This is a genomic window from Rhodoferax sp., assembly GCF_028688795.1.
Classification (GTDB): domain Bacteria; phylum Pseudomonadota; class Gammaproteobacteria; order Burkholderiales; family Burkholderiaceae_C; genus Rhodoferax.
Genome location: NZ_JAQTXM010000027.1, coordinates 18,780 through 42,945, shown reverse-complemented (window position 1 = coordinate 42,945; position 24,166 = coordinate 18,780). Strand labels below are relative to the sequence as shown.

At 60.2% G+C, this 24,166-nt stretch carries 21 protein-coding genes and 1 pseudogene; 6 read left to right on the top strand and 16 right to left on the bottom strand.

Annotation, left to right across the window (positions count from 1 at the left end; genetic code table 11):
- Positions 1-8 precede the first annotated feature (8 nt).
- From PHQ58_RS17830 to PHQ58_RS17810, 5 genes are read left to right on the top strand one after another with little or no spacing between them, the layout of a single operon-like run.
- Positions 9-1,796: an enoyl-CoA hydratase-related protein gene (locus PHQ58_RS17830; protein WP_300113570.1), complete on the top strand. Its 1,788-nt coding sequence runs from the start codon at positions 9-11 to the stop codon at positions 1,794-1,796.
- Positions 1,793-3,271, top strand: a complete 1,479-nt coding sequence (locus tag PHQ58_RS17825) for a sigma-54 dependent transcriptional regulator (RefSeq protein WP_300113567.1) — start codon at positions 1,793-1,795, stop codon at positions 3,269-3,271. Before PHQ58_RS17830 ends, PHQ58_RS17825 begins: the two co-directional genes overlap by 4 nt.
- Positions 3,264-4,277, top strand: a complete 1,014-nt coding sequence (locus PHQ58_RS17820) for a HupU protein (protein WP_300113565.1) — start codon at positions 3,264-3,266, stop codon at positions 4,275-4,277. Before PHQ58_RS17825 ends, PHQ58_RS17820 begins: the two co-directional genes overlap by 8 nt.
- Positions 4,274-5,725: a nickel-dependent hydrogenase large subunit gene (locus tag PHQ58_RS17815; protein WP_300113562.1), complete on the top strand. Its 1,452-nt coding sequence runs from the start codon at positions 4,274-4,276 to the stop codon at positions 5,723-5,725. The genes PHQ58_RS17820 and PHQ58_RS17815 overlap by 4 nt, the downstream gene beginning before the upstream one ends.
- 1 nt (position 5,726) lies before the next feature.
- Positions 5,727-7,100, top strand: a complete 1,374-nt coding sequence (locus PHQ58_RS17810; RefSeq protein WP_300113560.1) for an ATP-binding protein — start codon at positions 5,727-5,729, stop codon at positions 7,098-7,100.
- On the opposite strand, the gene PHQ58_RS17805 is transcribed toward PHQ58_RS17810, so the two are convergent.
- From PHQ58_RS17805 to PHQ58_RS17730, 16 genes and pseudogenes are all read right to left on the bottom strand, one after another.
- The gene (locus PHQ58_RS17805) at positions 7,084-7,479 is read right to left on the bottom strand and encodes a glutathione S-transferase N-terminal domain-containing protein (protein WP_300113558.1); all 396 of its coding nucleotides are present in this window, start codon (positions 7,477-7,479) and stop codon (positions 7,084-7,086) included. The genes PHQ58_RS17810 and PHQ58_RS17805 overlap by 17 nt on opposite strands.
- A gap of 41 nt (positions 7,480-7,520) precedes the next feature.
- Positions 7,521-8,801 carry a glycerate kinase gene (locus PHQ58_RS17800; RefSeq protein WP_300113555.1) on the bottom strand — a complete coding sequence of 427 codons (1,281 nt, stop codon included), beginning with the start codon at positions 8,799-8,801 and terminating at the stop codon, positions 7,521-7,523.
- Between the two features lie 113 nt (positions 8,802-8,914).
- On the bottom strand, positions 8,915-9,805 hold the full coding sequence (glxR, locus tag PHQ58_RS17795) for a 2-hydroxy-3-oxopropionate reductase (protein ID WP_300113552.1): 891 nt from the start codon (positions 9,803-9,805) through the stop codon (positions 8,915-8,917).
- A gap of 29 nt (positions 9,806-9,834) precedes the next feature.
- Complete coding sequence (garL, locus tag PHQ58_RS17790) at positions 9,835-10,617, bottom strand: 2-dehydro-3-deoxyglucarate aldolase (RefSeq protein ID WP_300113549.1); 783 nt, start codon at positions 10,615-10,617, stop codon at positions 9,835-9,837.
- Between the two features lie 92 nt (positions 10,618-10,709).
- Positions 10,710-12,353, bottom strand: a complete 1,644-nt coding sequence (gene garD, locus PHQ58_RS17785; protein WP_300113546.1) for a galactarate dehydratase — start codon at positions 12,351-12,353, stop codon at positions 10,710-10,712.
- A 2-nt stretch (positions 12,354-12,355) separates the two neighbouring features.
- On the bottom strand, positions 12,356-13,621 hold the full coding sequence (locus PHQ58_RS17780; RefSeq protein ID WP_300113544.1) for a glucarate dehydratase family protein: 1,266 nt from the start codon (positions 13,619-13,621) through the stop codon (positions 12,356-12,358).
- A gap of 50 nt (positions 13,622-13,671) precedes the next feature.
- Entirely contained in the window at positions 13,672-15,174 is a 1,503-nt protein-coding gene (locus PHQ58_RS17775) for a tripartite tricarboxylate transporter permease (RefSeq protein WP_300113542.1), read from the bottom strand.
- Positions 15,175-15,186: 12 nt separating this feature from the next.
- The gene (locus PHQ58_RS17770; protein WP_300113540.1) at positions 15,187-15,669 is read right to left on the bottom strand and encodes a tripartite tricarboxylate transporter TctB family protein; all 483 of its coding nucleotides are present in this window, start codon (positions 15,667-15,669) and stop codon (positions 15,187-15,189) included.
- A gap of 76 nt (positions 15,670-15,745) precedes the next feature.
- On the bottom strand, positions 15,746-16,720 hold the full coding sequence (locus PHQ58_RS17765; RefSeq protein WP_300113538.1) for a tripartite tricarboxylate transporter substrate binding protein: 975 nt from the start codon (positions 16,718-16,720) through the stop codon (positions 15,746-15,748).
- A gap of 22 nt (positions 16,721-16,742) precedes the next feature.
- Positions 16,743-16,919 (bottom strand): annotated as a pseudogene (locus PHQ58_RS17760) (SMP-30/gluconolactonase/LRE family protein); the annotation flags it as partial.
- Positions 16,920-17,162: 243 nt separating this feature from the next.
- The gene (locus PHQ58_RS17755; protein WP_300113535.1) at positions 17,163-18,278 is read right to left on the bottom strand and encodes a mandelate racemase/muconate lactonizing enzyme family protein; all 1,116 of its coding nucleotides are present in this window, start codon (positions 18,276-18,278) and stop codon (positions 17,163-17,165) included.
- A 48-nt stretch (positions 18,279-18,326) separates the two neighbouring features.
- Positions 18,327-19,610 (bottom strand): TRAP transporter large permease, encoded by a 1,284-nt coding sequence (locus PHQ58_RS17750; RefSeq protein WP_300113532.1) that lies wholly within the window; start codon positions 19,608-19,610, stop codon positions 18,327-18,329.
- Positions 19,610-20,137 carry a TRAP transporter small permease gene (locus tag PHQ58_RS17745; RefSeq protein ID WP_300113529.1) on the bottom strand — a complete coding sequence of 176 codons (528 nt, stop codon included), beginning with the start codon at positions 20,135-20,137 and terminating at the stop codon, positions 19,610-19,612. The genes PHQ58_RS17750 and PHQ58_RS17745 overlap by 1 nt, the downstream gene beginning before the upstream one ends.
- 119 nt (positions 20,138-20,256) lie before the next feature.
- On the bottom strand, positions 20,257-21,240 hold the full coding sequence (locus PHQ58_RS17740; RefSeq protein WP_300113526.1) for a TRAP transporter substrate-binding protein: 984 nt from the start codon (positions 21,238-21,240) through the stop codon (positions 20,257-20,259).
- Positions 21,241-21,275: 35 nt separating this feature from the next.
- Entirely contained in the window at positions 21,276-22,196 is a 921-nt protein-coding gene (locus PHQ58_RS17735) for an SMP-30/gluconolactonase/LRE family protein (protein ID WP_300113525.1), read from the bottom strand.
- Between the two features lie 8 nt (positions 22,197-22,204).
- Entirely contained in the window at positions 22,205-23,014 is an 810-nt protein-coding gene (locus PHQ58_RS17730; RefSeq protein ID WP_300113522.1) for an NAD(P)-dependent oxidoreductase, read from the bottom strand.
- A 151-nt stretch (positions 23,015-23,165) separates the two neighbouring features.
- Here PHQ58_RS17730 and PHQ58_RS17725 point away from each other — a divergent pair, with 151 nt between their 5' ends.
- Entirely contained in the window at positions 23,166-23,918 is a 753-nt protein-coding gene (locus PHQ58_RS17725) for a FadR/GntR family transcriptional regulator (RefSeq protein ID WP_300113519.1), read from the top strand.
- Positions 23,919-24,166 lie beyond the last annotated feature (248 nt).

Below are 24,166 nucleotides of genomic sequence, written 5' to 3'. Positions count from 1 at the left end.
ACAAGACCATGCGCATCCTCCTTCTCACCCACAGCTTTAACAGCCTGACGCAGCGCCTGTTTGGCGTGCTGCGCGCGCAGAGGCACACGGTGTCGGTGGAGCTGGACATTGCCGACAGCGTGGCGCAGGAAGCGGTGGGACTGTTCCAACCCGATGTGGTGCTGGCACCTTTTCTGAAACGCCGCATTCCCCAGAGCATCTGGCAAAAGGTGGTGTGCCTGGTGGTGCACCCCGGCGTGCCCGGCGACCGTGGGCCGAGCGCGCTGGACTGGGCCTTGATGCGTGGCGACAAGCACTGGGGTGTGACCGTGTTGCAAGCCGTAGAAGACATGGACGCAGGCGAAGTCTGGGCGTGGCAGCCATTGACAATGCGACCATACGCCACCAAATCCAGCCTGTACCGCCGCGAAGTCACCGATGCCGCCGTGCACGCGGTGCTTCGCGCCCTGCAGCGGTATGTCCCAGGGCGTTTGCATCCCAATGCACCGGGGATCACAAACACAGCGGCAGGCACCTGGAACCCGCTGATGCCCCAAGCCATCCGCCGCATCGACTGGGCCACCGACACCACCGCCACCGTGCTGCAAAAAATCGCTGCCGCCGATGGCTCGCCCGGCGTGCTGGATGCGCTGTTTGGTCAGCCCTGCCGCTTGTTTGACGCCCACCCCGCCAGCCCGGCCATCGTGAGCCGTTTCATGCACAGCCCGCCGGGCACGCTACTGGCACGTCGTGGCCCGGCTCTGTTGCGGCGCACGGTGGATGACGCGGTGTGGATCGGCCATGTGCGTCTTGAAGCGCCCCCCCATCAGCTGCCAGCCCATGATTTCATGCTAAAACTGCCTGCAGCGCTTGTATTTGCTGCGCAAGCCGCTCATTTATTTGAATCTCCCGTGGAACTGATGCGCAACGACGACGAATGGGACGAGCTGCGTTACCGCGAGTTTGGCCCGGAAGGCGCGCGGGTTGGCTGGCTGGATTTTGAGTTTCACAACGGTGCCATGTCCGAGCGCCAATGCCTGAGGCTGCGCGATGCCCTGCGCTGGGTACGCACACGCCCCACGCAGTTGCTGGTGCTGGCGGGTGGGCAAGACTTTTTCTCCAACGGCATCCACTTGCATGACATTGAAGCCGCACAGCGCGTAGCAGGCGACAGCGCCGCCGACGCCTCCTGGCGCAACATCAACGCCATGAACGATGCCACGCTGGAGGTGTTGACCCTCACCGACCGCATCACCGTGGCCGCCCTGCACGGCAATGCCGGGGCCGGGGGCTGTTTTCTGGCGCTGGCCACTGACCTGGTTTGGGCCCACGCTGGCGTGGTGCTCAACCCGCATTACAAAAACATGGGCAATCTGTATGGCAGCGAGTACTGGACGTATTCGCTTCCGCGCCGCCTGGGTGAGGCGGCCAGCTTGGCGTTGATGCAACAGCGCCTGCCGCTGAGCGCGCCTGAGGCAGTGACCATCGGCGTGCTGGACGACTGCTTTGGCTCAGACGGTGCCGCGTTCAGCGCCCAGGTGCTGGCGCGCTGCCTGGCGATGGCTGGCGAACCCGGTCTGGCCGAGCGACTCAATGCCAAACAGGTGCAGCGCGAACATGATGAAATGCGCAAACCTCTGGCCACCTACCGCGACGAAGAACTCAACCGGATGAACCGCAATTTTTATGGCTTTGACCCCAGCTACCATGTGGCACGGCACCATTTTGTCTTTCGTAAGCCACACGCCTGGACGCCCCGCCACCTGGCGCTGCATCGCGAGCTGAAGCCGGCATCCACCCCATCCAAGCCAGCATGAACACCCCTGGATTGCCCTTCTCAAAAGCCGTGTTGCCGCTGGTGCTGGTGGTGGACGACGAAATGCATTCGCTGGACGCCATCCGGCGCAACCTGGAAGAAGATTTTTCGGTGTTGACAGCCAACTCGGCTGACGCAGCGCACGCCCTGCTGGAGCAGCATGAGGTGAGCGTGATCCTGTGTGACCAGCGCATGCCGGGCACCACCGGCGTCAAGTTCCTCAAAGATGTGCGCGAGCTGTGGCCAGACACGGTGCGCATCATCATCTCGGGTTACACCGATTCGCAGGACATCATTGCCGGCATCAACGAAGCCGGCATTTACCAATACCTGCCCAAACCCTGGTCGCCGGACCACCTGCTGGCCACCGTGACCCAAGCCGTCGAGGCCCGTACCCTGCAGATGCAGACACAGCGTCTGAATCTGGAATTGCGAACCAGCGCGCCGGTGCTGCGCCAGCGCAAACGAACCTCGCTGGCCAACGCCCACGCAGCCTTTGACTTTGACAGCATGGTGCGCGCGCCCGGCAGCCCGCTGGACGCAGTGTGCGAAATGGCTGCACGCGTGGCGCGCTATGACCTGTCCGTGCTGGTCACGGGCGAATCAGGCACCGGCAAAGAACTGCTGGCCCGCGCCATTCACTACGCCAGCCCCCGCAGTGAGCGCGCGTTTGTGATGGAAAACTGCGCCGCCATGTCTGACACGCTGCTGGAGTCCGAGCTGTTTGGCCACAAACGAGGCGCCTTCACTGGCGCCTTTGAAGACCATGTGGGCCTGTTCCAGCGGGCCGATGGCGGCACCATTTTTCTGGATGAAATTGGCGACACTTCACCGGCTTTCCAAGTTAAATTGCTGCGCGTGCTGCAAGAAGGCGAGGTGCGCCCGGTGGGTGCCAGCCGCGCCGTGCTCGTCAACGTGCGGGTAATCGCCGCCACGCACCGCGACCTGGAGCAAGACGTGCGCTCCGGGCGTTTCCGCGAGGATTTGTATTACCGCATTGCCAGCATCACGCTCTCAGTGCCACCCCTGCGCGAGCGCAGCGCCGACATCTTGCCCATTGCGCACATGTTGCTGGTCAAGGCGGGGCAGGAGCTTGGCAGCACCAATGTCCGTTTTGCAAAAGATGTGCCAGCCAACCTGCTGGCCCATTCATGGCCCGGAAATATCCGCGAACTCAAGAATGAAATCTACCGCGCGGTCGCCTTGTCAGACGGCGAAACTGTGTCGGCCACCTCGTTCTCGCAGCGGGTGCTGTATGGTCAGCCGGGCACGGCAGCGGCCTTGCAGGGCAGCAATCTGGCGCAAGCCGGCAGCCTGCAGGAACGCCTGAATGCCATGGAAGCCGTGATGCTGCGCGAAGCCATGTTGCGTCACCGCTGGAACAAAACCCATGCGGCCAAAGAGCTGGGCCTGTCACGCGTGGGCTTGCGGCAAAAACTGGCCCGCTTTGGCCTGGAAGGGCAATCCAATGGCTAAAGCTGCCTTCAATGTGTTGTGGCTTCAGTCCGGTGGATGTGGCGGCTGCAGCATGTCCTTGTTGTGTGCCGACACTGCAGATTTCCAGGGCCAGTTGCGCCAGGCAGGCATCAACCTGTTGTGGCACCCGTCCCTTTCGCTGGAGACAGCACAAGAAGCCATGGCCGTGATCCAGGCCTGTCTGAGTGGCCAAACGCCACTGCACGCGTTATGCATCGAAGGCTCCATCTTGCGCGGCCCCGAGGGCACGGGCCGGTTTCACCTGCTGGCTGGCACACAAGAGCCCATGATGACCTGGGTGCAGCGCTTGAGCGCGGTCGCCCAGCACGTGGTGGCCATTGGCACCTGTGCCGCGTTTGGTGGCATCACAGCAGCCGGCAGCAACCCCACCGACGCTTGCGGATTGCAATACGAAGGCGACCAATTGGGCGGCTTGCTGGGCAGCGACTGGCGCAGTCGTTCTGGCTTGCCAGTCATCAATGTGGCAGGCTGCCCAACCCACCCGGGTTGGGTGCTGGAAACCCTGGCTGCGCTGGCCGACGCCCGCCCCATGCAGGCAGACCAGCTTGACGCCTTGGGCCGCCCGCGTTTCTACAGCGACCAGCTGGTGCACCACGGCTGCACCCGCAACGAATATTACGAATACAAGGCCAGCGCCGAAGCACCCGGCGACCTGGGCTGCATGATGGAAAACATGGGGTGCAAAGGCACGCAAGCGCATGCTGATTGCAATATCCGGCTTTGGAACGGTGAGGGCTCCTGCGTGCGCGGGGGTTATGCCTGCATCAGCTGCACTGAGCCCGGTTTTGAAGAACCCGGCCACCGCTTTGACCAGACCCCCAAGGTGGCGGGCATTCCCATCGGCCTGCCTACCGACATGCACAAAGCCTGGTTTGTGGCGCTGGCTTCGCTGTCCAAATCCGCCACGCCGAAACGCGTCAAACTCAACGCCACCTCCAGCCACATGGTGGTGGCCCCCATGATCAAGAAAACACGCCTGAAATGACACGCTTGCTGGTAGGGCCCTTCAACCGGGTCGAAGGAGACCTTGAGGTACGTCTTGACGTGGCGGACGGCCAGGTCAGCCAGGCCTGGGTGAACGCCCCCATGTACCGGGGTTTTGAGCAGATCTTGCAGGGCAAACACCCGATGGATGCCATGGTTTATGTGCCTCGCATCTGTGGCATTTGCTCGGTCACCCAATCGGTGGCGGCGGCGCGGGCGCTGGCAGCGGCTTGTGGCGTGGTGCCGCCGCCCAACGGCGTGCTGCTGACCAACCTGATGCTGGCCTGCGAAAACGCGGCTGACCACCTGACGCACTTTTACCTGTTTTTCATGCCCGACTTCACCCGCGCGGTGTACGCAAACCGACCTTGGCATGCACAGGCACTGCAGCATTTTTCCACCACGTCGGGCGAACACAGCCGCGAGGCAGTGGCGGTGCGGCAACGCTGGCTGCACATCATGGGCACACTGGGCGGTAAGTGGCCCCACACCCAATCGATTGTTCCGGGCGGGTCAAGCCGTGGCATCAGCGGCTCCGAGCGTTACCGGCTAGGCGCACGCGTGGCCGAGATGCGCGGTTTTCTGGAGCGTGTGCTCTATTGCGCGCCGCTGGAAGAAGTGCTGGCACTCGACAGTGAGGCTGCCCTGACACAGTGGCAGGCCCGCGACCCGTGGCGGGGTGACCTGCGCTTTTTTCTGTCCATCGCACAAGACCTGGGGCTGGAGGCTTTGGGCCGTGGTCCAGACCTGACCCTGAGCTACGGTGGATTTGCCGAATCTGGCGGTAGCTATGCCATGGCGCCCGGCGTGTGGAACGGCAACACCCTGGAACAAGTCAACATTGCGCAAATTGCCGAAGATGCCCGCCACGCCTGGCTGGCGGACGGTGGCGCAGCCCTGCCACCCGCCGTGGGCCTGACCCTGCCGCAAATCAACAAACCTGAGGCCTACACCTGGAACAAAGCCCCCCGCCTGGACGGCCAGGTGCTGGAAACCGGCGCCCTGGCGCGCCAGCTGGCAGATGGCCAGCCGCTGATTCGCGCCCTGTGGCAACGCGGCCGGGGCAATGTGATGACCCGTGTGCTGGCCCGGTCCCTGGAACTGGCCCGCTTGGTGATATTGGCCGAGGGCTACCTGCGCGCCTTCGTGCCCGAGGCCGAGTGTTGTGTGGAAACCCAGTTACCTGACCACGCCGATGCCTATGGGCTGTGTGAAGCGGCGCGCGGCAGCCTGGGCCATTGGTTATCCATCCGTGACGGCCGGATTGCCAATTACCAAATCATTGCACCGACCAGCTGGAACTTCTCGCCGCGCGACCGCCACGGCACACCCGGTGCGCTGGAAGCCGCGTTGGTGGGTGCGCCGGTGGCCGAGGGCGACAAAACCCCGGTGGCGGTGCAACACATCGTGCGCTCTTTTGACCCCTGCATGGTGTGCACCGTGCATTGACATGGCCACGCCCATGGACCTGCCACCACCCGATTTGACGGCCACCCTACAGCCGCCTGAAGGGCTGGACGACGGGGCCTGGCTGGATGTGATCCAGAAAATGGACGAGGTGTATTCGCGCCTGCTGACCGACGAAGTGGCACTGGAGCAAAAAAACGCACAGCTGGAAGCCTCGCAACAACTGGTCTTCAGCCTGCTGTCGTCCATGTCAGACGTGCTGGTGGCCGCTGACGCCCAAGGCCTGATCGAACAAACCAACCAAGCCCTGTGTGACATGGTGGGCAGCACGGACGAGGCGCTCATGGGTGTGCCCATGCACAGCCTGCTGCACAACGGCCAGGGCGCTGACTTGCTGCAGGGCATGATGCAGCGCACCTCTAACTTGCGCCACGGCGACACGGTGGAACTGATGCTGCGCGACGGTGCTGGGCAGGCCGTGCCGGTCGATTTCACCGTGACCCCACGTTATGACGGCCGGCGGCGCTGTGTAGGCTATGTGTTTGTGGGCCGCCCCATGGCGGAAATCAAGCGCGCCTACCGGCAGTTGCACGAGGCCCATGAGGCCCTCAAGCTCACCCAGCAGCAACTGTTACATGCCGAAAAAATGTCCTCGCTCGGGCGTTTGGTGGCGGGTGTGGCGCATGAGCTCAACAACCCCATCAGTTTTGTGCTGGGCAACGTGCATGTGCTGAACCGCTACACCACCCGCTTGCGCCAGTATCTGGACGCGTTACACGCCGAAGCCTGCCTGAGCAACAACGCCACACTGCATGCGCTGGCCGAAAAGCTGCGCATTGAGCACATCCTGAAAGACCTACCGTCGCTGATGGACGGCACCATCGAGGGGGCCCAGCGCACCGCCAGCATTGTGGACGGCCTCAAGCGCTTCTCGGTGCTGGACGGCGAAGAACGCGAGGTGGTTGTGGTCGATGCGGTGGTTGAGCGCGCCATCCACTGGGTACGCACCGGCATGAAGCTCGAATTTGACGTGGCGTTTCAGGCCTGCGCGGGCTGCGCCGTGATGGGCAACGCCGGGCAGCTGCTGCAGGTGCTGATGAACCTGATCCAGAACGCCTATGACGCGGCCTACAGCCCGGCAGGCATCACGCCCAAGCTGCGCATCTGCGCCCGGCGTGAAGCCAATTGGGTGGTGATTTCGTTGCACGACAACGGCCCCGGCATTGCGCCGCAGGTGATGTCCAGAATTTTCGAGCCCTTCTTCACCACCAAACCGGTGGGGAAAGGCACGGGGCTGGGGCTGTCCATCAGCTACGGCATCGTGGAGCGCCACGGCGGCACACTCAGTGCCAGCAACCACGCCGAGGGCGGGGCGGAATTTGTGCTGCGGTTGCCTGCCATCATGACGCCGGCGTGAAACGACCCTGTAGGTATTTCATGATGGCGCCCGACTCGTAAATCCACTGGAATTGGCCGTTGGCATCGGTCACTTTCAGGCACGGCACCTTGACCGTGCCGCCGCCTTTGAGCAAGTCGTCCTTGTTCTTCTGGTCATGCTGCGCGTCACACCGCTCAATGGGCAGCGACAGGCGCCGCATTTCCTGGCGCACCTTGATGCAAAACGGGCAGGTGCTGAACTGGTAAAGCGCCAGGCTCTGGCATTGCAGGTCAACCGCCAGCTGCGCCGCAGGCGCACGCACCACACCCTTCGGGCGGCTGACAAACTCCCACAACAGCATGAAGGGGCCCAGCACCACGCGCAGGGTTTTGAAGAAGGTTCGGATGATGAATTTCATGGGAGAAGGGGCAGATCTAAAAAAGGGGCCATTCTCTCAGGTCAGGCCGCAATCAGGATCGCTCGGAAGTCATTCACATTGGTCAGCGTGGGGCCAGTGATCACCGAGTCGCCCAGCGCTTGGAAAAAGCTGTGCGCGTCGTTGTTATCAAGGAAACTGCGCGGGTTCATGCCTTGCGCCCAGGCGCGCGCTAAGGTGTCGGGGGTCAGAACGGCCCCGGCAATTTCTTCAACGCCATCCACACCATCGGTGTCACCGGCCAGCGCATACACGCCGTCCAGGTCGCCAAGCGCCACGCCCAGCGCCAGCAAAAACTCTACATTGCGGCCACCACGGCCCTTGCCGCGGATGGTCACCGTGGTTTCGCCACCGCTGAGCAAGACACATGGCGCTTGAAAAGGCTGGCCGCGCAGCGCCACTTGGCGCGTGATACCGGCCAGGGTTTTGGCCACATCGCGGGCTTCACCTTCCAGGCTGTCACCCAGGATGTAGGTTGCAAACCCGGCGGTCTGCGCCACGCCTGCCGCTGCTTCCAAGGCCATTTGTGGCGCGGTAATCATGCGCACGCTGCTGTGCTGCAGACGGGCGTCGCCGGGTTTAACGGTTTCACCGGCACCACTTTCCAGCAGTTGGCGCATGACGTCGGGCATGGCAATCTGGTAGCGTTGAACGATGGCCAGGGCATCGGCGCAGCTGGTTGAATCAGCCACGGTGGGGCCAGAAGCAATGTCCATGGGCGAGTCGCCCGGCACGTCAGAGATCAGCAGCGTGACCAACTGCGCCGGGTGGCACAGTGCGCCCAGGCGACCCCCTTTGAGGCTGGAGAGGTGCCGGCGCACGCAGTTCATCTCGGAAATCGTGGCGCCACTGGCTAACAACGCGGCGTTCACCGCCTGCTTGTCGGCCAGCGTCAGGCCTTCGCCCGGCGCCACCAGCAGAGACGAGCCACCGCCAGAGATCAACGCTATCACCAGGTCGTCAGCCGTCAAGCCGGTGACCAGTTGGGCGATGCGCTGCGACGCGGCCAACCCGGCGGCATCAGGCACCGGGTGTGCGGCTTGCACGATTTCGATGCGTTGGCATGGCACGTCATAGCCATAACGCGTCACCACCAAGCCTTCCAGTGGGCCTTGCCAATTGTCCTCAAGCGCCCGCGCCATGGCGGCGGAGGCCTTGCCGGCACCGATCACGATGGTGCGGCCTTTGGGGGCGGGTGTAAGGTGCGCAGCCAGGCACAGCGCGGGTTGGGCGGCGGCCACGGCAGCATCGAACATCTGGCGCAGCAGGGCGCGGGGGTCAGGTGGCGTGGTGGTGTGGGTCATGGAACGCATTTTGAAGAATGAGGTCAAAAGGGACAATCTTATGAAGAAAATTGGCCTCTAGCCCTTTATATAAAAGCACAAGTAGCTATTTATATCATAGTGATTTTGGCTAACTAGGCACCACTCGCCACCTCATGGTTACCCATCAGCTCCAGAGCTTTCACCAGCGCAGAGTGGTCCAGGTCGGCCATGCCGTTGGCGGCGCACACCTGCATCAGCTGCGCGGCACCTGCGGTTTGCGGCAAGGCCAGGCCCAATTCACGTGCACCTTGCAGCGCCAGGCCCAAATCTTTCTGGTGCAGCTTGATTCTGAAACCAGGGTCAAACGTGCGTTTGATCATGCGTTCACCGTGCACTTCCAGAATGCGGCTGGCGGCAAAACCGCCCATCAGCGCGGCGCGCACCTTGGCGGGGTCGGCACCGGCTTTGCTGGCGAACAGCAGGGCTTCGCTCACGGCCGCAATGTTCAGCGCCACGATGATCTGGTTGGCCACCTTGCAGGTCTGGCCGTCGCCGTTGCCCCCCACCAACGTGATGTTTTTGCCCATCAGCTCAAACAGCGGTTTCACCAGGTCAAACGCGGCTTGCGGGCCACCAACCATGATGGTCAGGCTGGCGGCTTTGGCACCCACTTCGCCACCGGACACGGGGGCATCCAGGTAATCAGCGCCCAAGGCGTTGATTTTTTGCGCGAACACTTTGGTGTCCATGGGCGAAATCGAGCTCATGTCGACCACAGTTTTGCCCGCCGTCAAGCCCGAGGCCACGCCGTTGTCGCCAAACAGCACCTTGGCCACGTCAGGTGTGTCGGGCAGCATCAGAAAGATGATGTCGGCGCGTTGCGTGACTTCTTGCGCATTGGCGCAGGCCACGCCGCCAGCATCGGTCAGGTCCTTCGACACTGAGTTAAGGGTGGTCAAAAATACCTCGTGGCCCGCTTTGATCAAGTGGGCGGCCATGGGGTTGCCCATGATGCCGAGGCCGATAAATCCTAATTTTCTCATTGTTTAATCCTCTGGTTCAGTCAAAAAAATCAGTCGCGGTATTTGTCGCACAGGGCTTGTGTGGCGGTGCGGAATGCGCCCAGGTCGCTGCCCACCGCCACAAACGTGGCGCCCATGGCCATGTACTTGCGTGCGTCAGCTTCTACCGGGGCCAGGATGCCGCTGGGTTTGCCAGCGGCTTTTGCATCGGCAAACACGGCGGCAATGGCCGCTTGCACATCGGGATGGTTGGCGTTGCCCAGGTGGCCCATGCCGGCAGCCAGGTCGGAGGGGCCGACAAACAGGCAGTCGACACCGTCCAGCGCGGCAATGTCGCGCGCGGCAGCCACACCGGCATTGCTCTCGATCTGCACCATCACACACATCTGGTCATTGGCACCCTTGAAGTAATCTGCGACCGTGCCGTAGCGGTTGCTGCGCTGCGACACCGACACGCCGCGCATGCCTTGCGGCGGGTAACGGGTGGCAGCCACGGCCTTGCTGGCTTCTTCAACGCTCTCGACAAATGGCACCAGAAAGTTATAAAACCCGGCGTCCAGCAGGCGCTTCATCTCCACCGGGTTGTTGCTGGAAGGCCGCACCACCGGGGCGCTGGCACTGTCTTTGAGCGCCATCAGCTGTGGAATGTACGTGCCCATGTCGTTGGGCGAGTGTTCGCCGTCGAGCAAGATCCAGTCAAAACCAGCTACGCCCAGCACCTCGGTGGTGATCGGGCTGGCCAGCGACGACCAGCAGCCAATGAGTTTTTTGCCAGCCAGCAGGTCGCGCTTGAAACTGTTGGGGAACGATTGGTAAGGGGTGGTGTGTGTCATGGTGTTGGGTCAGCAGGTTGATGGTGGCAAGGTCAGTCAGTTATTTGGGGGGTCGCCATAGGGGATGCATGAGCATTCATAGGGCATGGTCATCAAGTCACCGGCGCCGGGTTGAACAGCACCAGCGCGTTGTGCAGCTTCCAGTGTTCGGCCCAGGTTTTTTTGCGGCCACTGGCCACATCAAGCATCAGCTGGAACAGCTCCCAGCCGACGTCTTCGATGCTGGCGCTGCCCTCGGCAATGCGACCGGCGTTCACGTCCATCAGGTCATGCCAGCGCAGTGCCAGGTCAGTGCGGGTGGCGACCTTGATGACCGGGCATTCGGCCAGGCCGTAAGGGGTGCCACGGCCGGTGGTGAACACATGAAGGTTCATGCCGGCGGCGAGTTGCAACGTGCCGCAAATGAAATCACTGGCCGGGGTGGCGGCGTAAACCAGGCCGCTGCTGATGCCGTTTTGGCGCAGGCTTTCGCCGGGTGACAAGACCCCGCTAATGGCCGCGCTGCCGCTTTTGACGATGGAGCCCATGGCTTTTTCAACGATGTTGCTCAGGCCACCTTTTTTGTTGCCGGGCGTGGTGTTGGCACTGCGGTCTGCGTTGCCTTTCGCCAGATAGGCGTCATACCAGGCCATCTCGCGGATCATGGCTTGCGCCACTTCAGGCGTGCTGGCGCGGGAGGTGAGCTGGTCAATGCCGTCGCGCACTTCGGTCACTTCGGAAAACATCACAGTGGCACCTGCGCGCACCAGCAGGTCGGTACAAAAGCCCACCGCCGGGTTCGCTGTAACCCCTGAGAACGCGTCGCTGCCGCCGCACTGCACACCCACCACCAGCGCGCTGGCGGGCACGGTTTCACGCCTGCGGGCATTGAGCCGCGCCAGGTGTTTGTCAGCCGACTGCATGATCGAGTCGATCATCGACATGAAGCCGACATGGTTGTCAGATTGCAGGCAGACCACGTCCAGCGGTGCCTCTGCCGCACTCTCCAGAGCCGAATCTGATTGGGCAGAATTTACATCAAATCTGGCTGTAGCCCTTGACTCAATTGCGCGAGCAGCTACGGCTTGTATAGCAATTGTGCCGCGTGGCAACAGCCGCTCAGGCTGCAGTTTTTCGCAGCCTAGGCTGACCACCATCACCTCGCCACCAAAATTGGGGTTAAGCGAAATGTTGCGCAGGGTGCGGATCGGGATGATGGCGTCGGGCGCGTCTATTGCCACGCCGCAGCCGTAGGTGTGCTCCAGCCCCACCACGTCATCGACATTGGGGTAGCGAGGCAACAGCTCGGTCTTGATGCGTGTCACGGCAAATTCGACCACGCCCGAGACACATTGCACGGTGGTGGTGATGGCCAAAATATTGCGCGTGCCCACCGAACCGTCGGCATTGCGGTAACCCTCAAAGGTGTAGCCCTCCAGCGCGGGCAGCACCGGCGCGGCTTGGGTGGCCAGCGGCAAAGCTTCGAGCGAGCGAGCGGGCGGCATGTGCAGCACCGCTTCATTCACCCAGCTGCCAGCGGGCAAGTCTTTGAGCGTCTCGCCAATGCTGACGTTGTAGCGGCGCACCACGCTGCCCCGGGGCAAGTCGACCAGCGCGACTTTGTGGCCCTGTGGCACAGCTTGTGTCAAGGTCAGGCCACTGGCAAACGTGGCACCAGCGGGCAAGCCGCCGTCGTTGACGACGATGGCCACGTTGTCCAACGGGTGCATTTTGATAAAAAGTGGGGTGGTACTCATGTTCAAAACCGGGGTTTGATCTGCGTCCAGTCAGGCCGGTAGCGCTGCATTTGCACCACGTCGTTGCGGGTGCGGATGCGGCACACCTTAAAGGCTTCGTGCAACTCGGCCAGTTTGTCCTGATCCAGCTCCACGCCCAGGCCGGGCTTGTCGTTCAGGTGCACACAGCCGCCCACAATCGGCACCCGCCCGCCCACTAGCACCTCGTCCTGCTGCCAGGGGTAATGCGTGTCGCAGGCGTAGCTCAAGTGGTGCACCGAGGCGGCCAGATGCGTCATGGCCATCAAGCTGATGCCTAAGTGCGAGTTGGAATGCATGGAGAGCCCCAAGCCAAAGGTCTGGCAGGTGCGTGCCAAGGCTTGGGTGGCGCGCAGGCCACCCCAGAAATGGTGGTCTGACAACAGAATTTGCACCGAGTTGAGCTCAATGCTGCGCTTGAGCTCAGCCCAGTTCGTCACCACCATGTTGCTGGCCAGCGGCAGGCCAGTGGCTTTGTGCAGCTCGGCCATGCCCTCTAACGTGGGGGTTGGGTCCTCGTAATATTCCAGCACACCGTCAAGCTTCTTGGCGATGTGCAGGCTGGTGGCCATGGACCAGTTGCTGTTGGGGTCAATGCGCAACTGGTGCTTGGGGAAGGCGGCGCGCAGGGCCAGCACGGCATCGGCTTCTTCATCGGGGTCGAACACGCCGGCCTTGAGCTTGATGCTCTCAAACCCGTACTGGTCAATCATCTGGCGCGCCTGCTTGACGATCTGCTGTGCGTTCACCGCCTCACCGTACACATCAGGCGCGTATTCGGGGTCGACGGACGCGTCCCACTTGTAGAACAGGTAGGCCGAATATGACACCTTGTTGCGCACCGCACCGCCCAACAACTCCACCAGCGGGATGCCGATGCTGCGCGCCTGCAAGTCCATGAAAGCCACTTCAAATGCCGAAAACGCACTGGTGACCAGGTTGCTGGCGAGCGAGCCTGGGGCCAGTTCCATCTCAACATGGCCCGTGGCAATTTTGGGCGCATGCGCCGCCACACGGGCCAGCATGCCGTTGACATCAAAGGCCGACAAACCCACCAAGCTAGGCGCGGTGCGTGTCAGCAGGTCCAGCACCGGCGCGTCGCCATAGGTTTCGCCCAGACCCACCAGGCCATTGGCTCCCACCACCTCGATGATGGAGCGCAGGCCGAAGGGCTCGTGCACACCTGCCGCATTGAGCAGGGCGGGGTCTTTGATGGCGATTGGTGTAACGCGTACAGCGGTGATTTTCATGATGCTTGGTGATGAATGAGAGGTGAATACTCGTGCAGACAGGCGGCGGCTCAGGCCCCAGTGCCACCCGATTTGCCACGAATCGTCTGAACCACGTGCCAGACGATGGACAAGACGGCCAGGCCGATGAACGTGCCCGAGATGGGCTGCGTCAGAAAGTCCATGAAGTTGTTGTCAGACAGCATCAGGCCACGGCGCAGGTTGGTCTCGGCCATGGGCCCGAGGATGAAACCGATGATGAACGGCGCCTGAGGAATGCCAAACTTGACGAAGCCGTAGCCCACCATGCCAAAAACCAGAATGGTCCAGATGTCAAAAATGCGGCTGCCCAACCCGAACGCACCCACCACACACAGCACCAGAATAATTGGCAGCAGCACATGTTTGGGCACAGCCAGCAGCTTGACAAAGACGCGCATGCCGTAGAACTCGCAGATCAGCATCATCACCGAGGACATGATCAGCGCAGCAAAGATGGTGTAAACCAGCACACCCTGCGACACAAACAGCAACGGCCCCGGCTGGATACCGTGGATCATGAAGCCACCCAGCATCATGGCGGTGACCGCGTCACCTGGAATGCCCAAGGTCAGCAGCGGAATCATGGCGCCACCAATGCCAGCATTGTTGGCGGTCTCGGAAGCCACCACGCCGTCATTGATGCCCTTGCCGAATTTCTCGGGGGTTTTGGACTGCTTCTTGGCGGCGATGTAAGACAGGATGTTGGAGGTGCCCGCGCCTATGCCAGGCAAGATGCCAATGCCGATCAAAGACGAGCGAAGAAAATTCCACTTTTGTTCAAAGAACTCGGCCATGGAGAAGCCGAAGCCCTTGATGCCCTTCATGTTGACTTGTTTGATAGCGGCTTGTTTCTCATACTTGACTTCTTCGGCCACCTTGATGATCTCGGCAATGGCAAACACGCCGATCAGCACCGTCAAAATCTCGAATCCGCTGTTGAGGTTGACCTGCCCAAAGGTAAAGCGCGGGATCGCATCCACCGGCGCAATGCCCACCGTGGCAAACATGAAACCGATCACGCCGGCAAAAATCCCCTTGACCATGGAGCCGCTAGACAACGAGGCAATCAGCGTGAGCGAAAAGATGGCAATGCCAAAGTACTCGTGGGGGCCAAAACTCAGCGCCATTTTGGCCAGCGTGGGGGCGATGAACACCAGCGCGACAATGCTGATGATGGTGCCCATAAAGGAAAACACCACACCCAACCCCAGCGCCTTGGCGCCGTCGCCGCGCTCCATCATCGGGCCGCCGTCCCAGGTGGTAGCCACCGAGGCCGGTGTGCCCGGAATCTTGAGCAAAATGGCCGAAATCAGGCCGCCCGAGGTGCCGCCAATGAACAACGCCACCAGCAACGAGATACCGGCCGCAGGCCCCAGGGTGTACGTGATGGGCAGAAACAGCGCCACCGCCATGGTGGACGTGAGGCCCGGTATGGCACCAAAGATGATGCCCACCACGGTGCCAAACAGCACCAGACCAAAAATTTGAAAAGTCAGGACGGCCTCAAAGCCTTGTTGAAAAAGGTCCAGCATGGTGTGCCCCGGTTATTCCGTGTCAAAGTCCAGCCAACCCAGCGGCAGGATCAAATCAAAAGCGTGGCGGAACAGCAGGTAAACGACCGCAGAGGTGACCACCGCCACCGTGGCGTACAACACCCAACGCGGCTTCTGGTCGGCGGGTGTCAACACATAGAACTGTGCCATCAAGTACACCACGGTCATGATCGGGAAGCCCACCCAACTCAGCAGCGCGACATATCCCACGATCAGTGCCAGCGTTTTCCACAATGTGGCGTAGTCGGCCTTCGAGGTGCTGGCATCTGTGGCAGCGGCGGCTTTTAGTCTGACTGCAGCCAGCAGCTGCAGCACCCCCAGGAAACTGCAAAGCGAGCCCAGGATATACGGCACAAAGGATGCGTCAATGCCGTCATGTTTGCGCGGGATGTTGGTGGTGGCCCACAAGTACCCCAGGCCAACCAACAGCATGGTCAGCCCCAAGAAAAATTCAAGTCTTTTTTTGTTGACCATGTCGGTCTCCGGTCCTTCCAGGTTGTGAGGTGGTCACAAGCCAGCCAAGCTTGTGACCAGCCGTTTCGAACGCGGCTTACTTCTTTTGACGCAGCAGGTCTTTGTATTGCATGAGGTCGTCACGCACCTTGTTCAGGTGGGCGACGGCTTCCTTGGCGGGCATGAACGAGACTGGCTGTTTGAAGCCATCCTCCAGTGCCTTGGCATAGGCGGGGTCCTTGGTGATTTGCGCCATGACGTCAGCCATTTTTTTCTGGATGGCCGGGTCGGTCCCTTTGGGGAACGCGATGATGTAAGGCTTCTCCATGTCGAAGCTCAGTCCCTGCTCGGTGAAGGTCTTGATGTCGCCGAGCAAGGGGTTACGCACCTTGCTGAACTGCGCCACCATGGCCATGTCGCCAGTTGTTGCGTAGTCCTTAACCGGGCCAAACGATATCGATGCCAAATCGATGCGCCCGCCCAGCAACGAAGTGATCTTGTCCGAGGCCGAGCCCACATCGACAAATTTCAACTGCACGCCCGCCTGCTTGGCGAACATCAGGCCCTGCAGATGCGAGAAGCCACCCATCTCGGTGCCGTAGATCACGGTGCCAGGTGCAGCCTTGGCTTTGGTCACCACGTCTTGAACCGTCTTGAGCCCTGATTTCTTGCTGCCAATGAACACCACACCCTTGTCGATCGCCGGGATGCAGGCGATGTCGAGCTTGGCGTCAAACTTGTAGTCGATCAAGCCAGAAATCTCGTTGACGATCAACTGGCCGGTATGCCCGAAAAACATCGTGTTGCCGTCCGGCGCCGCATCTTGGACCTGAGACATGGCAATCGTGCCGCCACCGCCATTGACGTTGGTGACGATCATCGTCTTGCCGGTGATTTTCTGGAAGAAGCGGGCCATTTGACGGGCGTTGAAGTCGGTGTCGCCACCGGCCCCGGCGGGCACGATCACCTGGACGGGTTTGCTGGGCCACTCCGCAGCAACTGCGGCCGTGAAGGTGGTGGACAGGGTGACTGCGGCCACGGCAGCTGCGAGGAAAGTTCTACGAAAAGTCATGGTGAGCTCCTTAAATTGGTTAAAAAATGCGGTACTTGGCAAAACTGGGGTCAAGAATCAGCACCGATGGGTCGGGGTAGCGCTGGTTGGGGCTGAAGCTGAAGGCTTGCGCGAGCGCTGTGCCACCTGCGGCAGCCAAGCCTGTGCTGGCGGCGGCTTTCGAAAAACTGCGGCGCAGATTTATCGTGTGTTCTTGCATGGGTTGTCTCCTCTAATGCCGGGTTAAAAACGACTTGGTAAGTTGTATGTTGTCTGATGAGTTAAATTGTCTTTGCTTCACTCTTGCGCGTCAATTGTTTTTACCCAAGGTTATGGAAAACCCCTATTAAATGCCCTAAAAATTTGGCAATATGCTTCGACTCCATACGATTAGAGGAGGAGTTGAATCCTCATGGCACATGCACGACATCATCAAATCGTGCTTTAGTTATACGATGTCCGTTCAGAAAAGGCGAGCGGTAGCTTGTTGCCACGCCAACGCCTGCCCGGACAAACTGAAGCCCAGCCCGGTTTGCTGTGGCAAGCCCATGTAACCATCTTTGATTTCAAGGCGTTCATTGAAGGCGGGTTCCAACCACTCGATGTGCTCAACCCAAGATTCATGCGGGTAGGCACAGGCCAGGTGAATGTGGATTTCCATCACAAAGTGAGGCGCCATCTTCAGGCGATTCAGATCGGCCAGTGCGGCAATCTTGAGGAACGGTGTGATGCCACCCACCCGCGGCGCATCAGGCTGAATAAAAGTGACCGAGTTGTGCCGGATGAGCTCACCACACTCTGCCACACTGCTCAACATTTCACCTGTGGCAATCGGGGTGTCAAGCCTTTCTGACAAGCGCGCATGGCCGTGGTAATCGTAGGCGTTCAGCGGTTCTTCGAGCCAAACCAGCTTGTATTGGTCCAGAACGCGACCAGCTCTGAGCGCCGTGGTGTAGTCCCATTGCTGGTTCGCATCGACCATCAGTGGGACGCCATCGCCCACATGCTGACGCACGGCAGCGACGCGGTCCAAGTCTTTTTTAAGGTCAGGCTGGCCAACCTTGAGTTTGATGCCTCCCAAGCCCCGGTTGATCGAGGCGTCCACGTTGTCCAGCACCTCGGCCGTTGACGCATTCAGATAGCCGCCAGATGTGTTGTAACAAGGCACAGCATCGCGGTAGGTGCCAAGCAGTTTTCCGATCGACACGTTGGCCGATTTGGCCTTCAGGTCCCAAAGCGCAATGTCAAAGGCGGCAATGGCTTGCACCGAGACCCCAGTGCGGGAAACCGAGGCACCCAGCCAGGCCAGTTTCTCCCAAAGCCGACCAATGTCTCTTGGGTCTTCACCAATCAACTCACCGGCCAAATCCTTGGCGTGTGCGTACAGGGCAGCACTGCCGGCGCGCAAGGCATAACTGAAGCCAAAGCCTTGAGCGCCGTTGACGGTCTCTATCGTCACAGTCAGCATGCCAATGTGTGAAAGCGGCTTTTGACGGCCGGTCAATACCTTGGCATCACTGACCGGGGTTTTGAGCGGCACCTGGTATAGCGACACCTCAACGTGCTTGACGCGATCCATACATGACCCGGTTTGGCGAGAAAATTTGTCTCATTTCCAGCTGCTCGCTTATTTCAGCAACAGGTTCGGCAGCCACAGCGACAGCGCAGGGATGTAGGTCACCGCAAACAACACCATCAACAGCGCACCAAAGAACGGCATCAGCGCCTTGACCACGCTCTCAATCGGCAATTTAGCCACTGCCGCCCCAACAAACAGCACGCCACCCACAGGTGGAGTGATCAGACCCATGCCGAGGTTCACCATCATGATCATGCCGAAGTGCACCGGGTCGACACCCAGGCTGGTGACGATGGGCAGCAGGATCGGCGTCATGATCAGAATCAGCGGGGCCATGTCCATCAGGGTGCCCAGCACCAGCAGCAAAATGTTGATCATCAACAGCACCACGTATTTGTTGTCTGACACGCTGGTGAACAGGCCGGTGATCTGCGTCGGGATCTGCATCAGGGTCATGATGTAGCCAAAACTGGCGGCAAAACCGATCAAAATCATCACAATAGCCAGTGTTTTCACCACGCGGTGCAACAGCTTGGGCAGCTCGTTCCACTTGTAATCACGGTAGATGAACATGGTGACAAAAAAGGCCCAGATCACCGCAATGGAAGCCGACTCGGTGGCGGTGAACACGCCACTCAGGATGCCGCCCAAAATGATCACCATGGTCATCAGGCCCCACAGCGCATCGACACAAATCTTCAACGCCTCTTTCATGGGAATGCTGCGGCCCTTGGGAAAGTTCTGCTTTTTGGCAATGAACAGGCACATGATGGCCAGCGTCAGCCCCAGTATCAAACCAGGCAAGACACCAGCCAGAAACAGCGCCGCAATCGACACCGAGCCGCCGGCGGCCAGCGAATAAATCACCGCGTTATGGCTGGGCGGAATCAAAATCGCTTGCACCGAGCCACTCACGGTCACCGCAGTGGCAAAGGCGCGCGGGTAACCTTTGCGCTCCATCTCGGGAATCAGCACTGAGCCAATCGAGGCTGTGTCTGCCATTGACGAACCGGAGATGGCACCGAAAAACGTAGAGGCCAGAATGTTGACCAAAGACAGGCCACCACGCACAAAGCCCACCAGAACTTCGGCAAATGCCACCAGCCGGTGCGACATGCCGCCCTCGGCCATGATGGCCCCGGCCAGCACAAAAAACGGAATGGCCAGCAACGAGAACTTGTTCACGCCCCCGGCTATAGCAATCATGATGGCATCCAGCGGAATGTCGATCCACCATGCACCAATGATGGCCGACAAGCCCATGGCATAAGCCACCGGCATGCCCACAATGATCAACAGCAGGAACGAGCCTAGCAATACAAATGCATCCATCAGGCGGCCTCGACTTTCACTTTGGGATGGTCAAACGTCACCACGGCACGATCGCCCTGCTGACCAAAAGCAATGTGTTCCATCACAAATATCAACGTGGTCAAACCTCCCAGCGGCACTGGTAAATAGGTGGCACCCACCGGCATCCAGGGCAACTGACCAACAGTCTGGCCCCAGGTTTCCATGCACAGCTTGGCACCGTACAGCGTGACAAAACCAGCCACCATCAGCATCAACACGTCAATCGCACTGGCCAGTAAGCGCTGCGTTGGTTTGGGCAAGCGCTCGGTCACCATGGCCACGGCAATGTGGGCGCGCGCCCGGTAGGCCGCCGAAGCCCCGAAGAAGGTGAAAACCACCATCAACACAATGGCAATGGGCTCCGGCCACTGCGAGCCGGTGCCCAGCACATAGCGGGCAAAAATGCCCCAGGGAATGATCAGCGACATCGCGATGACCGACAAGCCTGAGATCCAGATGCATGTCAGGTAAAGGGTGTCGTTGAGGCGAAGGATTTTGTTTTTCATGGGGTTGCCCGTGACAAGCGTGGTTGGCGGCGTCATAACGAGCGAAAGACAGCTAATCCATGGCGCCAAAAGGCATGGACTACCTAGCTCCGCTCGCAGTGACGCTATCAGTGATGCATTTACTTGGTAGCGTCAATGCGCTTCATCAGGTCGGCATAGTTGGCGCCGTGTTTGGCCCGCACTGGTGCGGTGGCGTCATAGAACAGTTTTTGGTCGACTGACACAAACTCGATGCCAGCCGCTTTTAGCTTGGCGGTGTAGTCGGCCACGCTCTTGTCCCACAAGGCGCGCTGGTCCATTTGGGCGGCACGTGCTTCTTTTTTCACCAGTGCTTTGTCTGCGTCAGACAGCTTGTCCCAGGCCACTTTGGACATCACCAGAATCTCTGGAATGATCAGGTGGTTGGTTTGCGCGTAGTACTTGGTGCCGGCGTTGAAGTGGTTCGACGTGAAGAAGCTTGGTGGGTTGTTTTCAGCACCGTCAATCACGCCGGTTTGTAGCGCACTGTAAACCTCACCGTAGGCCATTGATATACCGTTGCCGCCCATGGCGTTCATGGTGTCAACAAACAGCGGGTTGCCCATCATGCGCACTTTCACGCCTTTCAAGTCAGCCGGGGTTTGCACTTTTTTCTTGGTGTAGAGGCTGCGCGCGCCGCCGTCCATCCAGCCTAGGCCAATCAGACGGGCTGGACTGGCAGTAACTTTGTCTAGCAATTCGCTACCAATCGGGCCGTCGATCACGGCGCGCATGTGGGCGATGTCGCGGAACACAAACGGCATGTTGAACACGTTCACCTCAGGCACCACCGGGCCAATCACGCCCAGCGAGATGCGCACGATCTGGATCGCACCAATCTGGGCTTGTTCCACAGCTTCTTTTTCCTGGCCCAGCACAGCACCGGGGAACATTTGCATCTTGATGCGGCCATTGGTGGCAGCTTCAAGCCGTTTGCCCATGTTTTCAACGGCCACCACCGTTGGGTAGCCCGCCGGGTGAGTGTCGGTGGCCTTGAGCACGATGTTTTGTGCGCTGGCAGTGAAGGTGGCCGAGAGCGTCAGGGCGGCGACGGCAGCGGCGAGAAAGTTGCGGCGAAAGGTCATGGTTGTCTCCTTGATGGACCAGGTTGAAAAACTTATTAACGACTGACAGGAACGGGGGAAAACTGGGGCTCGGGCAAGCCGCACACGCCCGGGCGCAAGGCAAATACGCCACCGGCGAGCGGTTGGTCTGACAGGTCAACGCCGCTGGGGCGGATGGAGGTGACAAACAGGGTGTCCAGATTGGGGCCACCAAAGGCGCACATAGCAGGCTTTTTGACCGGCACGGCCAGTGATTGATCGAGCTTGCCCTGAGGCGTGAAACGATGCACCAGGCCGGCGTCGTTGCCACAAATCCAGTAACAACCGTCAGCGTCCACGGCGGCACCGTCGGGGCGGCCATACAGGGCATTCATGTCCACAAAGACCCGGCGGTTGCTTGGCGTACCGGTGGCCGTGTCGTAGTCAAAGGCCCAGATCAGTTGCACAGAGGGGTGCGAGTCTGACAAATACATGGTGCGGCCGTCGGGGCTGAAGGCCAGGCCGTTGGGCGTTTTGAAGCCGTCCAGTAGTTTGACGAGTTGCCCAGCGCCATTGCTGCTGATTTGATAGCTGTACACGCCGCCTTCACCTTGGCTAGATGCCATATCCATCAACATGGTGCCAGCCAGGAAGCGGCCCTGGCGGTCGCAGCGGCCATCATTGAAGCGCATGCCTGGTTTGGCATGGTCCACCGTCACCAGGCGTTTGAAACCGAGTTGGCCATCGGCTTCGAGTTGTGAGCTCAGGATGCCGGTTTCAGCCCCGGCGATCCAGCCACCGCCGGCCATGGGCGCCACGCAGCCCAGCATTTCAGGGGCCTTCCAGGTGGTCACGGCCTGGGTGGCCAGCGTCCAGCGGTTCAGTGTGCGTGCGGGGATGTCAACCCAATACAGCGCTTGTTCTGCGGCGTTCCACACCGGGCTTTCGCCTACGGCGTTGCGCGCGTCCAGCACCAGTTCAGCTTGCGGCTGTGTCATGGCAAGGCTCACGCGCCAAACGGGCCAGCCACCACAAAGCCGCCGCCCTGGAACTGGGCCACCGGGTCGCTCAGGTCGGGCGCAGAGGTCCTGGCGTAAACGGCATCACGGAAAACGTCCGAGCTGTCTTGCGGCACGTAGCCGATGTGTTTGGCGCAACGGTTGTCCCACCACGTGACGGCGTTGTCCGACATGCCAAAAATGATGCTGTGGCCCAGCACCGGTGTCGTCAGACAGGCGGTGATCAAACGGTGAAGGTCGTCAAAGCTCAGGTAGGTGGCCAGCATGCGGCGGTCGCGCGGCTCAGGGAATGAAGAGCCAATGCGCACACAGGCGGTTTCGATGCCGTAGCGATCAAAGTAAAAGCGCGACAGGTCTTCGCCAAAGGCCTTGCTCACGCCATACAGGCTGTCCGGGCGCGCTGGGGCAGTTGCATCAATGGTGTCGCACTGGTGGTAAAAACCGGTGACGTGGTTGGAGCTGGCAAACACGATGCGCTTGACACCGTGCAGACGAGCCGCTTCATACAGGTTGTAAAGACCCAAAATGTTGGCTTGCAGGATCGGGCCAAACGGGCCTTCGACCGACACACCGCCCAAATGCACGATGGCTTGCACGCCTTGCACCATGACACTCACAGCTTGTGCATCGGCCAGGTCGGCCAGCATGATTTCTTCTTGCGCGGCGGCAACGCCAAAGGCCAAGCGGTCTGACAAACGAAGTACCTCGCAATTGGCCTTGAGGCGCTCGCGCAAGGCCTGGCCCAAACCACCGGCAGCGCCAGTGAGCAACAGTTTTTGATGTGCCTTGATGGTCATTTTTTCACTCGTTTCAAGAAATTTATGCAGGCACTGGACTTTTCCAGTTTCTGGCTTTACATTCAATTCAGTCATTCCCTTGTCAGTCGTAGGTTGTCTGACAACGTCGCAAATTGTGATCATCCAAATTCAGTGAGTCAAGCGTTTTTATATGGAATCATGGAAAACCCCTAGTGCCCCGGTGACCCGCCCACGTCGACCTCGCGGCCTGGTGCAGGTCATCGTGGATGAGCTTGCCGGCAACATCCGGAACGGGCAAATCAAGCCCGGCGACAAGCTGCCCACCGAGTCGGAAATCATGGCCCGTTTTGAGGTGAGTCGCACCGTGGTGCGTGAGGCGTTGTCCAAGCTGCAAGCCAGCGGCTTGGTGGAAACCCGCCACGGCATTGGCACCTTTGCACTGGCCGCCCCCGACACCAGCAACTTCCGCATTGCGCCGGAAGATTTCTCCACCGTGGCCGACGTGGTTTCGCTGCTGGAACTGCGCATCAGCCTGGAAAGTGAGGCGGCCGGGCTGGCCGCGCAGCGCAGAGATGACGGCAACATCGGCAAGATGGAATCGGCTTTAACGGCCTTTCTGGATGCCATTGAGCATGAGTCAGACGCCCTGCCGTCCGACTTTGAATTTCACATGGAAGTGGCCCGCGCCACCGGTAACCGGCACTTTGCCGACCTGATGACCTACCTGGGCACCATGATCATTCCCCGCGCCCGGGTCAACACGCCCAACAGCGCACCTGAAGGCCGGCTGAGTTACCTGCAACGACTGCATGGCGAGCATGAAAGCATTTTCAACGCCATCAAAAACCAGGACCCGGACGCCGCCCGTGCCGCCATGCGCACCCACCTGAGCAACAGCCGCGAGCGCCTGCGCCGCTCGCAGGTGAGTCACGAATCGCCATAACGCTATGGTTAACATAGCTGTCCGCGCTTAATACACATGGCCTAGAGACCAAATAAGCTTATATTTTCTCGCCAAACTTATGGATGACTGATTTCTTAGGGCCGACGGAAGACGGCCCTGCAACCCCCCAGTTCAGCGTCATGCAAGCACAAGTGCGAATCACCCCAAAACCAGCGGGAAAACCCTATTGCCGGGCTCTCAATCAAGTTGTACGATGTCTGGCAAGCAACCTTCCAAACCCAACGTCG

Coding starts and splice junctions, on each gene's coding strand:
- PHQ58_RS17735 (WP_300113525.1), bottom strand. CDS start 22,196: ATGACACAGCCGCAAGCTGAACTGGTGCTGGACGCGCGCAACGCCGTA.
- PHQ58_RS17825 (WP_300113567.1), top strand. CDS start 1,793: ATGAACACCCCTGGATTGCCCTTCTCAAAAGCCGTGTTGCCGCTGGTG.
- PHQ58_RS17800 (WP_300113555.1), bottom strand. CDS start 8,801: ATGACCCACACCACCACGCCACCTGACCCCCGCGCCCTGCTGCGCCAG.
- PHQ58_RS17745 (WP_300113529.1), bottom strand. CDS start 20,137: ATGAAAAACAAAATCCTTCGCCTCAACGACACCCTTTACCTGACATGC.
- PHQ58_RS17740 (WP_300113526.1), bottom strand. CDS start 21,240: ATGACCTTTCGCCGCAACTTTCTCGCCGCTGCCGTCGCCGCCCTGACG.
- PHQ58_RS17805 (WP_300113558.1), bottom strand. CDS start 7,479: ATGAAATTCATCATCCGAACCTTCTTCAAAACCCTGCGCGTGGTGCTG.
- PHQ58_RS17750 (WP_300113532.1), bottom strand. CDS start 19,610: ATGGATGCATTTGTATTGCTAGGCTCGTTCCTGCTGTTGATCATTGTG.
- PHQ58_RS17725 (WP_300113519.1), top strand. CDS start 23,166: ATGGAATCATGGAAAACCCCTAGTGCCCCGGTGACCCGCCCACGTCGA.
- PHQ58_RS17770 (WP_300113540.1), bottom strand. CDS start 15,669: ATGGTCAACAAAAAAAGACTTGAATTTTTCTTGGGGCTGACCATGCTG.
- PHQ58_RS17765 (WP_300113538.1), bottom strand. CDS start 16,720: ATGACTTTTCGTAGAACTTTCCTCGCAGCTGCCGTGGCCGCAGTCACC.
- PHQ58_RS17830 (WP_300113570.1), top strand. CDS start 9: ATGCGCATCCTCCTTCTCACCCACAGCTTTAACAGCCTGACGCAGCGC.
- garL (WP_300113549.1), bottom strand. CDS start 10,617: ATGACACACACCACCCCTTACCAATCGTTCCCCAACAGTTTCAAGCGC.
- PHQ58_RS17730 (WP_300113522.1), bottom strand. CDS start 23,014: ATGACCATCAAGGCACATCAAAAACTGTTGCTCACTGGCGCTGCCGGT.
- garD (WP_300113546.1), bottom strand. CDS start 12,353: ATGAGTACCACCCCACTTTTTATCAAAATGCACCCGTTGGACAACGTG.
- PHQ58_RS17820 (WP_300113565.1), top strand. CDS start 3,264: ATGGCTAAAGCTGCCTTCAATGTGTTGTGGCTTCAGTCCGGTGGATGT.
- PHQ58_RS17780 (WP_300113544.1), bottom strand. CDS start 13,621: ATGAAAATCACCGCTGTACGCGTTACACCAATCGCCATCAAAGACCCC.
- PHQ58_RS17810 (WP_300113560.1), top strand. CDS start 5,727: ATGGCCACGCCCATGGACCTGCCACCACCCGATTTGACGGCCACCCTA.
- glxR (WP_300113552.1), bottom strand. CDS start 9,805: ATGAGAAAATTAGGATTTATCGGCCTCGGCATCATGGGCAACCCCATG.
- PHQ58_RS17755 (WP_300113535.1), bottom strand. CDS start 18,278: ATGGATCGCGTCAAGCACGTTGAGGTGTCGCTATACCAGGTGCCGCTC.
- PHQ58_RS17775 (WP_300113542.1), bottom strand. CDS start 15,174: ATGCTGGACCTTTTTCAACAAGGCTTTGAGGCCGTCCTGACTTTTCAA.
- PHQ58_RS17815 (WP_300113562.1), top strand. CDS start 4,274: ATGACACGCTTGCTGGTAGGGCCCTTCAACCGGGTCGAAGGAGACCTT.